The sequence below is a fragment of the Marinobacter sp. 1_MG-2023 genome (assembly GCF_030549045.1).
Taxonomy (GTDB): domain Bacteria; phylum Pseudomonadota; class Gammaproteobacteria; order Pseudomonadales; family Oleiphilaceae; genus Marinobacter.
This window is the reverse complement of the sequence record NZ_JAUOST010000002.1, coordinates 106,322-119,882: the sequence shown is the minus strand read 5'-3', so window position 1 is coordinate 119,882 and position 13,561 is coordinate 106,322. Positions and strand designations below refer to the sequence as shown.

At 54.8% G+C, this 13,561-nt stretch carries 11 protein-coding genes; 10 read left to right on the top strand and 1 reads right to left on the bottom strand.

All coding sequences use genetic code 11. The features are described from left to right. Positions 1 to 1,236: a hypothetical protein gene (locus tag Q4606_RS06795; protein WP_303607069.1), complete on the bottom strand. Its 1,236-nt coding sequence runs from the start codon at positions 1,234 to 1,236 to the stop codon at positions 1 to 3. A 228-nt stretch (positions 1,237 to 1,464) separates the two neighbouring features. Here Q4606_RS06795 and Q4606_RS06790 point away from each other — a divergent pair, with 228 nt between their 5' ends. Genes Q4606_RS06790 through Q4606_RS06745 form a run of 10 tightly spaced genes read left to right on the top strand, consistent with a single transcriptional unit; the run spans position 1,465 to position 13,553 of the window. Next, positions 1,465 to 4,125: a hypothetical protein gene (locus tag Q4606_RS06790; protein WP_368502309.1), complete on the top strand. Its 2,661-nt coding sequence runs from the start codon at positions 1,465 to 1,467 to the stop codon at positions 4,123 to 4,125. A 20-nt stretch (positions 4,126 to 4,145) separates the two neighbouring features. Further along, positions 4,146 to 4,895, top strand: coding sequence for an SH3 domain-containing protein (locus Q4606_RS06785; RefSeq protein WP_303593286.1), 750 nt, complete (start codon positions 4,146 to 4,148; stop codon positions 4,893 to 4,895). Beyond that, positions 4,865 to 5,524, top strand: coding sequence for an outer membrane beta-barrel domain-containing protein (locus Q4606_RS06780; protein ID WP_303593284.1), 660 nt, complete (start codon positions 4,865 to 4,867; stop codon positions 5,522 to 5,524). Before Q4606_RS06785 ends, Q4606_RS06780 begins: the two co-directional genes overlap by 31 nt. Before the next feature lie 17 nt (positions 5,525 to 5,541). After that, positions 5,542 to 6,039, top strand: a complete 498-nt coding sequence (locus Q4606_RS06775; RefSeq protein WP_303593282.1) for a TlpA disulfide reductase family protein — start codon at positions 5,542 to 5,544, stop codon at positions 6,037 to 6,039. Positions 6,040 to 6,059: 20 nt separating this feature from the next. Then, positions 6,060 to 6,293, top strand: a complete 234-nt coding sequence (locus Q4606_RS06770; protein ID WP_303607068.1) for a DUF4266 domain-containing protein — start codon at positions 6,060 to 6,062, stop codon at positions 6,291 to 6,293. Between the two features lie 10 nt (positions 6,294 to 6,303). Continuing rightward, positions 6,304 to 7,440, top strand: a complete 1,137-nt coding sequence (locus tag Q4606_RS06765) for a DUF3570 domain-containing protein (protein ID WP_303607360.1) — start codon at positions 6,304 to 6,306, stop codon at positions 7,438 to 7,440. Positions 7,441 to 7,459: 19 nt separating this feature from the next. Further along, positions 7,460 to 8,005, top strand: coding sequence for an AraC family transcriptional regulator (locus Q4606_RS06760; RefSeq protein WP_303593278.1), 546 nt, complete (start codon positions 7,460 to 7,462; stop codon positions 8,003 to 8,005). After that, positions 8,002 to 9,990, top strand: a complete 1,989-nt coding sequence (locus tag Q4606_RS06755) for a tol-pal system YbgF family protein (RefSeq protein WP_303607067.1) — start codon at positions 8,002 to 8,004, stop codon at positions 9,988 to 9,990. Before Q4606_RS06760 ends, Q4606_RS06755 begins: the two co-directional genes overlap by 4 nt. Beyond that, on the top strand, positions 9,983 to 12,979 hold the full coding sequence (locus Q4606_RS06750) for a tetratricopeptide repeat protein (protein ID WP_303607066.1): 2,997 nt from the start codon (positions 9,983 to 9,985) through the stop codon (positions 12,977 to 12,979). The genes Q4606_RS06755 and Q4606_RS06750 overlap by 8 nt, the downstream gene beginning before the upstream one ends. Next, positions 12,966 to 13,553, top strand: a complete 588-nt coding sequence (locus Q4606_RS06745; protein WP_303607065.1) for a tetratricopeptide repeat protein — start codon at positions 12,966 to 12,968, stop codon at positions 13,551 to 13,553. The genes Q4606_RS06750 and Q4606_RS06745 overlap by 14 nt, the downstream gene beginning before the upstream one ends. The last annotated feature ends 8 nt before the right edge of the window (positions 13,554 to 13,561 follow it).

Here is a 13,561-nt window from a genome sequence, read left to right as displayed (position 1 = left end):
TTACTCCCCGGCACAGTAAACGGCTGATTCGGCGAATACCTGCTTCAGATCGAAATTGCTAGCCTCGAAGCTGGCTACCATCGCCGAGACCTGGTTATGATCGATACTGTTCGAAGGCGGACGCAGGCATACGTTTTTGAACACCTTTTTTACCTGGCACTCAGCGAAAGCCTTGGAGTGAGCCCATTCCTCGCCAAGACTTTTTGCACCATTTCCTGAGCCGGGCAAGGCGTCATCCCAGCCCAGGCGACGATTAGCTCCCTGTCGCCAATAGTTGTCCCACTGGTCATCAGGTGTCACATAGCCCCCCTCAAACGTGGCAGAGTTAATATGGTACTTGGCCTTCACCCGCGATTGAGTCTCAGGATCAATGTCGTTGACCGTGTTATAAACCAGCCTGCCAAGGGCCCCGTCCGGATCGCTGTCCTGGTTGTATTCGTAATCGTAGTAGGCGAAAGCCTGTGTCATCGGATCCATGCCTGTGTGGCAGCCCACGCAGTTATTCAGGAAGACCCGGCTGTCGCCGCCAGGGCTTCGGGAAACATCCTGACGAATCCTGTCCGTGGGCAAAGAAGTATCTGCAACTTGTTCCAGATCGCTGCACATGTGGTTGATCAGGGTAAAGCGGAACATGGCCCGGTTGGTGCCGGCACTGAAAAATGCTCGGGCTGCTGCCCGGGAAGTGATAACACCGGCGGTAGCGTCGGGCGGAAGGCCGTTAAAAGTGGATTGGTTTACCCGCTGAAGGGCGTCCTGCAGGGGCTCGCCGCTCTCTTCAAGTTCTTCGTAGTGGGTGTTATTAGAGGGTGAATAGGAGGGCAGTCCGAGCGCTGAGTCACCCACATAAAGCACGTCGCCAAACAGGACTTCGCGAAAATCTGCTCCATCCCGCACCAGGCCGATTACGGTTGCTGTGTAATCATTAAGCGGCACGAACGGGGTCATGGCCTCATTGGTCCATGGCGCAGCGAAATTTTTGATAGTTGCGTCGTAGAAGGCCGGATCATCCATTGCGAGTCTGGCGGCTTCGATAGGACTACCCCCAGTAATGTAGCTTTCCATGTCATCAAGAACCTCTGCGGATGGTGGCACGCCTGCAATACGGTCGTGAATCCGCTTGGCCTGTTCCCGCGCTCCTGCGCTCGCAGTAACCGCGTAGGTTGCGGTCAACAGAATCAGGAGTGACATACTGCAGGCCTTGAATGCGCTCGGGCGCATTCTTTCTGGGGCTTTCATGTCGCTGTCCTCGATGGCTTTGTTTTTTGGCTTCGGCACAATAGGCCAATTTGACAATTGTTAATAGTTTATACTTGCAATTAACATGGATTTTTGTGGGGTGCGCCACGTAATTACATTTACTTACGTAAAACCCGTAGAGCTATAGTGCGGCACAGACTTAATTTATGTCATGAATTTCATTCGCCGCAGGGCAATTACGTAGTTTTTTTAGCGGAGCCAGGGCACGTGCCTCATAAACCGAGCGAGATTATCAGGTCACTGCTCTGCCTCAGCATGGCAGTGGCACTTACCGGCTGTCTGTCCAGCACTGACAGCCAGCAAGCGGATCCCGTGGTGGTTGAGAATCCGGTTGCCTATGTGAAGCGGCCATTACTTTTCGACGACAACAGCGGAGCGCTGATTGAAGATAACCTGGCAGATCCTTCGGGGTTTCGTCCGGGGGCGCGTCTATTTCTGAAGTCCAGTGCGGCGATAGATGCTGACGCTGTTGATATCTCCTCCAGAGCTTTTTCCGGCGCAGGGTTTCTCGACGACTCTGGCCGCCTTCGTTACGACGTAAAAGACCTGCACGTTTCCCATGATGGTGAACGCGTTCTGTTTGCCATGCGGGCACCTGAAATCGAAGGCGCCGATGAGGAAGATCAGCCCACCTGGAACATTTGGGAATATGATCGTACAACTGATCTGTTACGCAGAATTATCGTTTCAGACGTAACGGCCAAAGCCGGTCAGGATGTTGCGCCCGCCTATCTGCCCGATGGCCGCATTGTGTTTTCATCCACCCGGCAACGTATCTCCAAAGCGGTATTGCTGGATGAGGGCAAGGGCCAGTTTGCCGGCCTTGACGAGAACCGGGATGCGCCTGCATTCGTGCTTCACACCATGGATGACGACGGCGAAAATATTCAGCAGATAACGTTCAACCAGAGTCACGACCTTGATCCACTGGTTACTGACGATGGCAGTATTGTATTCAGCCGTTGGGACAACGCGGGTCAGACCCGTAACAATGGCGTCAATCTCTATAAGGTGAATCCCGACGGAACCGGGCTTACTTATTTATATGGACGCAATTCTCATGATTCCGTGGAGGGGGCGAACAACGTTCAGTACCTGAAGTCCCGGAAGACCGAGTCTGGCGATTTGTTGGTGCAACTGCGCCCGTTTGAAAGCGACGACTATGCGTCGGCTCCAGCATTGGTGGATATTGAAAACTATGTTGAAGCAGGGTTGCGCATTGATGGCAGCGCCGGTTCGGGGCAGCGCCCTCTGATTTCAGGTATTTCGCTTGACGGTGAGCTGTCATTGCAGGGCCGCTACGGGTCTATATCACCATTGATGGATAGCACTGGTCGATACCTCGTAAGTTGGACGCCCTGCAGGCTCACAGAGGTCTCATCAAACCGGATCGTTAACTGCACAGAAGAACGCCTGGTTTCTGCTGACTATGTTCCCGCGCCCCCGGTTTATGGTCTTTGGCTACTGGATGTAGCAAGCGGCACTCAACGGCCCGTGGTGGAGCCTTCAGAGGGTGAGCAGTTTGATGGGGCTTTGCTGATGCGTGAGCGCCCGTTGGAAGGATTCATTTCCGATGCCCAGGTTGTTGATGATGCTGCACAGTTGGCCGACGAAGGCTACGGTATTCTGCATATACGAAGTGTATATGACATGGATGGCGTAGATACGGCTCCGAATGGGGTTGCAGCAACTGCCGACCCTGTCCAAACTACGGCGGCAGAGCGCCCCGCAAGGTTTTTACGCCTGGAAAAACCGGTATCCATGCCCGATGAGAATGTATACGACTTTGATAACAGCGCCTTTGGTCGCAGTCGCAATCAGCTCATGCGGGAAATTCTGGGCTACGTCCCGATTGAGCCAGATGGCTCAGTGAAAGTAGCTGTGCCCGCGAACGTTGCCTTTGCGGTCAGTGTATTGGATGCCGAGGGCCGACGAACCAGTGACCGGCACCAGAACTGGCTGTCGGTTCGCCCCGGCGAAACCCTGGAATGTCAGGGCTGCCACGACGCCGGATCGCCTGTCCCCCATGGCCGACCGGGCGCCGGCCCGGCACCTGTCTGGTCGGGCGCGAGCACAACGGGTGCACCTTTCCCTAACACAGATTCAACACTGTTCGCTGATATAGGCGAGACCATGGCCGAAGTTTATTCCCGGGTAAACGGTATCCGCGAGCCATCGCCTGACCCAGTGTACTTTGCAGATGAATGGGTCGATTTTGCTAACAGCGTTGCGGATTTTTCTCTGGCATACGAAGAACTGGATACTCCAAAGCCGATTTCCGGTGTGTGCGAAAACGACTGGGCCGCCAATTGCCGCACGGTTATCAATTATGAATCGCACATCCATCCGCTCTGGGGCCTGAATCGGGAAATTCTGGGTATGGTCGCCGGTCAGGAAGAGGTGATTGATGATTACACTTGCACTGGTTGCCATACCAACAGTGATGCGGCAGGCGCCGATGCTGTGGCGGCTGCACAACTGGATCTCACAGATGGTCCCTCAGACGCCGAGCCATTGCATTTCAAGGCTTATCGAGAACTGCTGTTTCCGGATAACGAGCAGGAGCTCACTCCAGGTGGTGTGCTGGTGGACACAATGATTGATACGGGGGATGTCCTCAGGGATGAAAATGGAGACCCGATACTGGATGAAGTAACTGGTCTGCCAACGCCCATTTTTGCGCCGGTTGCGGTCAGAGAAAGCATGTCTGTGAATGGCGCTTTGGCCAGTACCCGATTCCGGGCTGTATTTGCCCCCGGCGGAACACATGAGGATTTCCTGTCCGCTGCCGAACTCCGCCTCATATACGAATGGCTCGACATAGGCGCCCAGTACTACAACAACCCCTTCGACGCCCCGGAAGACTGATCAGGACTGATACCAGAACCATGCCCATTGCCTTTCTGATACTGACGCTCTGTTTACCTGTAACTGCCTGGGCCGGCTGGTTGTGGGGTGAGGATGAACCCGCTTCCTTGGTTCAGGTTGTGGAGCCTTTCGTTGAGTGGCGAACTGGCCCGGCGGTGGGGTATCCGGTTTTTCACAGCAGCGAACAGGGTGAATGGCTCACGCTTCTACAGCGCAAGACTGGCTGGATGAAAGTCCGGGATGAAAAAGGTCGCGAAGGCTGGGTGGCTGTGGCGGCTATTGCGCAAACCCGGGACGCAACCGGTGAGTTTGTCGATCTCAAGGTGCCGGATCTGGAATCATTCAGTACCCGGAGCCTGGAAACCGGGATCATGATGGGTGAGTTTGAAGGGGCCTCGGTAACCTCTGGTTATGGAGGCTGGTGGTTCACACCCAATCTGGCCGCAGAATTGTGGGGTTCACAGGTGCTGGGCAGCGCCTCGGAAATACTCATGGTGAACGCCAACCTTGTGCACCAACCGTTTCCTCACTGGCGGGTTTCACCGTTTTTCACTCTTGGCGTGGGCCATATATGGGTGGATCCGAAAGCGACGCTCGCTCAGCCTGAGGAACGTGACAACCCTATTGGCCATGCAGGCCTGGGCCTGCGTGTCTACATCACAGATCGTTATTTTATCCGGGCCGAGTTCAAGGACTACAAAGTCTTTACCAGCCGATCAACCAACGAAGAAGCGACAGAATGGAAAATCGGACTAAGTATCTTTTTCTGACCGGGTTTTGCCTGGCACAAATCATGACGTTTACGCCTCAGACCTTTGCGGCTGATGAGACAGAGCGTGATGACCGGCCTTTGATCGAACCGGATGTAAAACCGGTGCCGGTAGACGAAGCGCTGATTGATACGGAGAACTTCGAGGTAGGAGCCTTTGTAGGGGTGCTCAATATCGAAGATTTCGAATCATCAATGGTTTACGGTGGCAAGCTCACCTATCACTTGAGTGAATCGTTCTTTTTCGAAGCCGGAATCGGTTTTGCGGAGGGCGGTGAAACCAGCTTTGAGAATCTGGCTGGCAACGTGCAGGTACTGACTGACAGTGAGCGCGACTACAGCTATTACAACATCAATCTCGGTTATAACGTCTTGCCTGGTGAGGCATTTCTTACCGAAAACTATGCCTTCAACACCAACTTTTATCTGATTGCCGGAGCGGGCGCCACTGATTTTGCCGGCGATACCCGTTTCACCGTGAATGTCGGCGCCGGCTATCAGATTCTGCTGACAGACAGTGTTGCGATTCATCTGGGTGTGCGCCAGCACTACTATCGCATTGATGTAGTGGGTCCCGAGAAGACGTCTATAAATACCGAAATCAGTTCCGGATTGTCGGTCTTTTTCTGAGTACAGGAGCCTTTGAAATGAACAACCCGGTTACAGCCATCGCATTGGCACTTGCCCTTTCGGGCGCAGCATTCACGGCCCAGGGGGACGCTATAAACGTCCCGGCCCCGGATTTCACGCTGGAAAGTCGCTCCGGAGACAATATTCGGCTTGAAGATCACCGTGGTGAGGTGGTGATGCTGAACTTCTGGGCGTCCTGGTGTGGGCCCTGCCGGCAGGAAATGCCTTTGATGGACGATATCTACAGTCGCTATCAGGATCTGGGTTTCACGATTCTTGCGGTTAATGTCGACGAGAACCGCGACGAGGCGTTGCGTTTTCTGGATAAAGTACCAGTGAACTATCCGATCCTTTACGACCCGGAAAGCTCTGTAAGCGAGCTTTACGAAGTGCCCGCCATGCCGACAACCGTGATGATCGATCGCGACGGCAAGGCCCGCTACATTCATTACGGTTATAAGCCCGGTTACGAAGACGAGTATGAAACCCAGATCAGGGAACTGGTGCGAGAGTGATTCCGGGGCAGGTAGGCGTTATGAGCAAATCAACCATCATCTCGTTGCTGTTGATGTTGTTAGTGTCAGCAAGCTCCGGCTGCAGTTCTGTAAAGCCCTGGGTGAAGCCTTATGAGCGAGATCGGCTGGCTGATCCGGTGATGAACCTGAGCCGCCATGGTAAGGCAGATTCCTACATGCACCATGTTTACCAAGCACGGGAGTCCGCCCGTGGAGCAGAAGGTGGAGCCGGAGGTGGTTGTGGTTGTAACTGATCGCTCACGCCTGGCGCGTGCGGCCTGGTTTTTTCTTACCCTGGCGGTTTTCTGTTCGTTTACGCAGGCCGCTACCTTACCGGTCGATAACGTGGATGTGCTTTACCATCGCTACGACGGCGGCGGTATGGTGATTGATGGGCCCTCAGTGCTGGTGCGCAAGAGTGCCGGGCCTCAGCTATCCGTGACCGGGCAATACTATGTGGATACGGTGTCGGCGGCTTCTGTCGACGTACTTGCAACGGCCAGTGCCTATACAGAAGAGCGGACCGAATACACCCTCGGTGTCGATTATCTCTACGATCGCGCGATCATGAGTCTGGGCTTTACCAACAGCTCAGAGAACGATTACGAAGCAAATACTGCCTACTTTACGGTTAGCCAGGAATTCTTCGGTGGCATGTCGACCGTTACTCTTGGTTATGCGAGCGGTTGGGATGAGGTCGGCCAGATTGGCAACTCCAACTTTAACGAAGATGCCGATCGTAGAAATTACCAGCTGGGCTTTAGCCAGGTACTCACCCGAAACATGTTGGTTGGCCTGGACCTGGAGGTAGTGACAGACGAAGGTTTCCTGCAGAACCCATACCGTCAGAACCGCTACCTGGACCCTAATGACGCCACCTCGTTTCTCTATCAGCCAGAGCGTTATCCGGAAACCAGAACCAGCACCTCGGTGGCTGCCCGGGCGATTTACTATCTACCTTATCGGGCATCGGTTCATGGCGAATACCGGTATTTCAGTGACACCTGGGGGATTAGCGCCCACACCTTAGAACTGGGGTATGTGCATGCGTTGAATGAGCGTTGGTCGCTCGAGGGCTCGATTCGCTATTACCGCCAGGGTGAGGCCGACTTCTACAGCGATCTTTACGCTTATGAAAACTCGCAGACTCACCTGGCAAGGGATAAAGAATTAAGTTCCCTTTCGGGCACAACTCTGGCAACCGGCGCCGTCTACGAATGGAAGCAGCCTTCGTTGCCCGGCATCAAACGTGTGCAGGTCAGTTTGTTGCTGGACTGGCTGAACTTTGACTATGACAACTTCCGGGATGTCACAGCGAGCGGTAGCTATCTACCGGGCGAAGAGCCTCTCTACTCATTCGATGCGCTGGTTACCAGAGCATCGCTGATTCTCGAATACTGAGTTTGCAGGAAACATGATTATGACGGATTTTTTCAAAACCCTGTTGGCTGGTGCATGCGTAGCAATGATGCTGTTCATGAGTGCAGCGGTGCACGCAGAGTCAGGCACGGCTGAGGACAGCCAGGCCGTTGCGGAACGCGTAGAGGACCTGAAAAAGAAAGTCATCGGCCTTAATCGGGATCTTTTCATTCTGGAAGAAGACCTTCTATTCCCGGCCAGCACCCAATTTGCAGTATTCCTCAGTGTTGATGCGGGTGAGTTTCTCAAACTGGACGCAGTGAAGCTGAAGGTGAACGGCGATATTGTGGCATCCCATCTTTACACAGATCGCCAGGTGTCAGCCCTTGAGCGTGGCGGCATGCAGCGCTTGTTTATCGGCAATCTGAAAACCGGTACCCATGAGGTAACCGCGTTTGTGGAGGGTATCGGGCCGGATAATCGTGCCTATAAGCAGGCAGCGAGCCTGGCTTTTGAAAAGGGCACTGACACCGCTGCTCTGGAGATTCGTATTCAGGATCGTTCCTCAGATTATCAGCCCATGGTTTCCATCGTGGAGTGGGAGTGACACGACCTGTGGCATTGATCGCAAGGGTATTTCATTCCGGTTTGGCGGTGCGCCTGGCAGCCGCCGCAGCGTTCATGCTTGGCGCACCGGCACTAACTGCTGACGACGCTCCGGAAAGGGCCGGCGATCCGGTATATGGTTGGGTGTTATACAACTATTACCAGGGCGATGCCTTTGATGCGCTGACATTGCTGGATGTGGCGCGAGAGCGCGGCGGCATCGTTGGCCATGGCGCCTACCCGGAACTAGTCGAAGGCGGGCTTATGCTCTCTTATGGCATGACCCGTGAAGCTAGCGACCTGTTCACCCGACTGCTTGAAGAAACGAATACCGCGGAAAACGATGAAACTGATAGTAAAAAACCGCGTGTAAGCCTGACGCCTGATGTGCGAAGCCAGGCCTGGTTTTATCTGGGAAAAGTGTTCTATCTCGAAGGAGAGCAGGGCCCAGCTTTTGAGAGCCTTCAGCGAGTAGATGCAGATGTTTTCGAAGAAAGTGATTCAGAGCTTTACCCGGAATGGCTTTATCTGAGAGCCCGGCTAGCCATGAAATCCGACGCCTTCGGTGATAATGCTCTGGTCGAGAGCCTGCGACAGCAGCTAGGGAAATCAGGCTTATGGGCGCACTACCTGGGCTACAACCTGGCCATGGGTGAGATTGCCGCCGGAGATGTCACGGGAGCACAGCAAAGTCTGAACACCCTTATTGCCGATATGGAAGATGAGGATCCAAAGGAAGACCTGGTTGCCGAGCATCGTGCGTTACTGGATAAAAGCCGGTTGTCGCTTGCCAGGCTCTACCTTAGAGACTCCCGCTTTGATGATGCCCTGGCACTCTTGGGCGCTATGCCTCTGGATGGAGTGTTTTCCGACAGAGCCCTGTTTGACTATGCGGTCGCTGCCGCCGGTCAGGGCCGGATGCAGCGGGCTCTCGATGCACTTGATGCCCTGTCGCAGCGCACGCTGTTTCTAGCCTGGAGAGAGCAGGTTCCTTATGCCCGAGGTTATGTGCTGGAACAGATGAATCAGCCGCGCAGGGCGCTGAACGCGTTTACGCAGGCTGCTGAACATTACGAAAACCGGGGAGAGGAGCTGATAATAGCCCGGCGGGCACTGACCGAAGAGAATCTGATGGCGCGGTTGAGTTTTCTCCGCGACAGCGATGACATTATTACCGATGCCTATGGGCGCCCCCGGGTAACGCCTGCTGATTTCGGGCTTTCGGAGGTGCTCGCAACAGAAGCCTTCCAGCAGGCTTTGGGGGAACTCAACGAACTCTACCGGATGCAGGCTTTGCTGGCTCAGCGGGAGGAGCAGCTCAGCACCTTTGAAGCCATGCTCGAGACACGAAAGATACAGCGCGAACGCCGAAGCCGTGAAGCACGCTATGAGCTTGAGCGACAGCAAGCAGACGATTGGGTGGATGCACAGAATTCATTCCGTACGGATATTGAATCCGCACTTGCCAGAGAAGACGCTGAATTTTTCATGACAACGGAACAGAAAGACTTGAAGGCGCGGCTGACTAAAGTTGCGGCGACGCTCGCGCAACTTCCGGTTGATCAGAACACGGCCAGACAGCGAGCGAGCTATGAGCGGATGCAAGCCTATTTCGACTGGACAGTGGCGAACGATTACGGCGTCAATCGTTGGGAAGCCCAGAAACAGTTGCGCGAGCTGAACCGGGAAATGGAACAGTTTCGGAATCAAAGAGCTGCTATCGAAGCTCTGATTTCAGGGGACGCGGAGCATGACGAACTTGCCCGCCGGCGGATCCGCAAAGCTACCGAACTTCAGGAACTGAAAGCCCAGGTGCAAGGTGCATTGCAGCAGGCGCGGGGCATTCTGATGAGTCGTTTGGATGAAGCGCTTGAGCAACAGAGCAGTGAGCTACGTCGCTACCTGGTTGCATCCCGACATGCCCAGGCGCGGCTGGCGGATCAGCTGTTTCGGGAAGGCCAGAGTGCGGAGGCTGCTAATGATTAAAACGCCTCTCCAAACTCTGCGACACGTCCAGCGCTCAGCTTTGGTTCCGGCAAAAATGCTGGCGCCTGTGTTTTGTGCGCTGCTGGCTACAGGATGCCAGGTACTTGGGTGGGGGCAGGGTGACGACGAAATGCCAGCAGCGCGGCCCGGAACTCTGGCGTCTATAGGCACGGCAGGTACGAAGAGTGAGGCAAATCCTGTTGCGGTGGAGGGCAAACCTGATGAAAGTCTGCAGGAGGCCGTTTCCCTCGAATCAGTGATGCGCAGTTACCGGGATTTACTTCCGCTGGTGGATGACCCCGTCAAGCAGGTCACCATCCGGCACCGTCTCGCCGACCTCGAGTTCGCGCGGGCCGAGCGCATCATGACAGACACCGCAGAAGATGATCTGTCCGGAGCGATTGCTGCCTACACCAACCTGTTGGCGGAATATCCTGAGCGTGAGGGCAACGACCAGATTTACTATCAGCTATCCAGAGCCTGGGAGTTGCGCGGCATGACCGGCGAACAGCTGGTTGCTCTGGATACCCTGGTAACACAGTATCCGGATTCGGATTACTGGCTCGAAGCTCAGTTCCGGCGTGCTGATATTCTCTTTATCAATGGGCGATATGCTGAGGCAGAGCAGGCTTTTGATGAGGTTGCTTCCGCCGGTGGTGAACGCGCCAGCAGCAAAGAAAGCGCCGATCCGACCTTTTTGATGAATGCCTATTACATGAAGGGTTGGAGCCAGTTCAAGCAAGGTAATTACCAGCAGGCACTACTCAGCTACGTCGAAGTGCTGGATTTGATTATGCCGGGTGCACAGGATGCAGAAGCGTCCGACCAGCGGTATAAGACGCTCACGGAAGACTTGTTCCGGGTTGTCGGCCTCTCACTGTCTTATCTTGACGGCGCAGAGACTTTGCAAACTCTGTTTCGGGAGACGGGTAGCCGACCCTATGAAGTCCTCGTTTACGACCGCTATAGCAAGCTGCTGATCGAGCGTGAGCGCTACAGCGACGCCGTTGAGGTATTTGAGGCATACATTGACGAGCATCCGGACAGCCCCTGGGCCCCGCGCTATCACATGCGGATAATCGATACTCTTGAGCTGGCAGGCTTTCAGAAAGTCATTCCTGATCGCAAGGCTAAGTTTATCGAGCGTTACGGGATCTATAGTGCTTACTGGCCGCAGGCTGAACCCGAGACTCTGGCCTACATCGAAACCCAGCTTGAAATCCTGCTGCCGGAACTGGCAGATCGCCATTATTTGCTGGCAGGCGAAGCCAGAAAGGAACAGCAAAGCATCCCGAAGAGCGGGAATGGTGAACCCGGCAACACCAGGAAACCCGGGCCTGGAGCGGATGAACACTATCGCCAGGCTGCCTCTTATTACGCGGAATTTGCAGCTACGTTCCCGGATCATCCCCGCACTCCTGAGCGCTTGTTTCTGTTGGCAGAAACCTACATCGAATTGCAGGAGTGGCCGGATGCTATCCAGGCATTTGAGCGCGTGGCCTATGATTATCCGGCTGCCGGCAAAGTGTCGGAGCGAGCCGCAGAGGCAGGCTATGCCTCGGTTCTGGCATTTCGTGAGTACTCGCAAACCTGGCTGAATGAAACCAGCGCAGATCTCTTCGCCCTACAGGAAATCCAACAACTCAATCGCCTGAGATTCGTGAACGCCTTCCCGCAGGACCCCCGCGCTCCGGGAGTGTATTACATAGCCCTGCAGCGGGAATTTGATCAGCAGAACCTGGAGGAGGTCATTCCTATGGCCGCTCGGCTGGCAACCTGGCAGCCGGCTGCAGACCCGGCTCTGGTTGCAGAGGCGCTGCTGATGGCGGGACACAGCCAATTTGAGCTTGCGCGTTATGGTGAGGCCGAACAATCGTACCGAGACGCTCTGGCCATGATGTCCGTTGAGGATGAGCGGCGGCCGGGGATACAGGAAAACATGGCGGCGTCTGTATTCCGCCAGGCAGAGCAACTGGCAGAGGTGGGCAATATTGATGCAGCTGTCAGTGAGTATTTGCGGGTGGGGGCGGTAGCGCCAGCATCTGTGTTGAATGCCAATGCCCAATATGACGCAGCATCTCTGTTAGTGAGCGCAGCGCGCTGGGATGAGGCCATACAGGTACTCACGGGCTTCCGTTCACGTTTTCCTGAACACGAGCTGGTTGATACGGTTCCGGCAAAGCTGGCGTTCGCCTATCGGGAAACCGGGCAGTGGGAAAAAGCCGGCGACGAGCTCAATCGCATGGTTGCCATGGCGACCACGCCAGAAGAGCGGCGCGAGAATCTGCAGATTGCAGCCGAGCTCTATGATCAGGCCGGAAACGACGGCAAGGCAATCGATACCTGGCGCGAATATGCCAATAACTACCCGGATCCGGCACCTGAATATATGGAAGCTGCTAACCGGCTGGCGGAGCTTTACGACTCTCGTGGCGATATTGAGCGCCGTAATTTCTGGCTAAGCAGGCAGATGGAGAAAGTTGATGAGAACCCTGAAGCTGCAGATGATCGCATGCGCTACTTGGCAGCATCAGCCTCCGCCATCTTCGCCCGGGAAGCGCTGTCTTACTATGACAGTATCCGACTGACACTGCCGCTGAACGAGAGCATGGTGGCCAAAACAGATGCGCTTGAAGATGCTGTGCAGGCCTATCAAACCACGGCAAGTTACGGGCTATCGTCATTTTCAACGGAAGCAGGTTATCAGATCGCCCATATCTATAGCCGTCTTGGTGCCGATCTTATGGATTCCGAGCGGCCGGAGGGCCTGAGTCAGTTGGAGCTTTCCCAATACGAGTTGCTGCTTGAAGAACAGGCTTATCCCTTCGAAGATAGTGCCATTGATATTCATGAACAGAATATCCGACGTGCCCGTGAAGGTATCTTCGATGAGTGGGTAAAGCGCAGCTATGAGTCGTTGCGTCGTTTGCTGCCCGGCCGCTACAACAAACCCGAAGTCACAGCCGGAGCGGTTCATGATCTGGGATAAAAAGCTGAATGCGATGGTTTTGAGCCTTTTGGTACTGTCTGGCTGCGCGCTGGGGCCGGAACGATCGAACACACCGGATAATATGGCAGACGCCACAGAGGAATCGGAAGCACTTCTGAAGCAAGCCTTTTCCGAAGCCGTCGTATTAATGGAAAACGGCGATACCGAAGACGCCAGGGACCGTTTTGAGCAGATTGCGGCGCAACATCCGCAACGCACCGGCCCGCTGGTGAACCTGGGCGTGATTGCGTTTCAAGAGGGAGATACCGAGCTGGCCCAGTTGCGATTCAATGAGGTGCTTGCCCTTGATCCGGCGCACCCGGTTGCGCTCAATCATCTCGGCGTTATTGCGCGTAACGCCGGTAACTTCCCAACCGCCAGGCAGCGGTACAGTGAGGCCCTCGCGGCGAATCCGGAATATTTGCCTGCGCTTCTGAACCTTGCGTTTTTGCTGGATATTTACCTCGGAGAACCAGAGCAGGCGCTATTGCTTTATGAACAGTACAAAGCGCTTGCCGTCGAGCCCGATCCGAGGCTGGACGATTGGATATTCGATGCAAAAAACAGAATCTGATGTAAGGA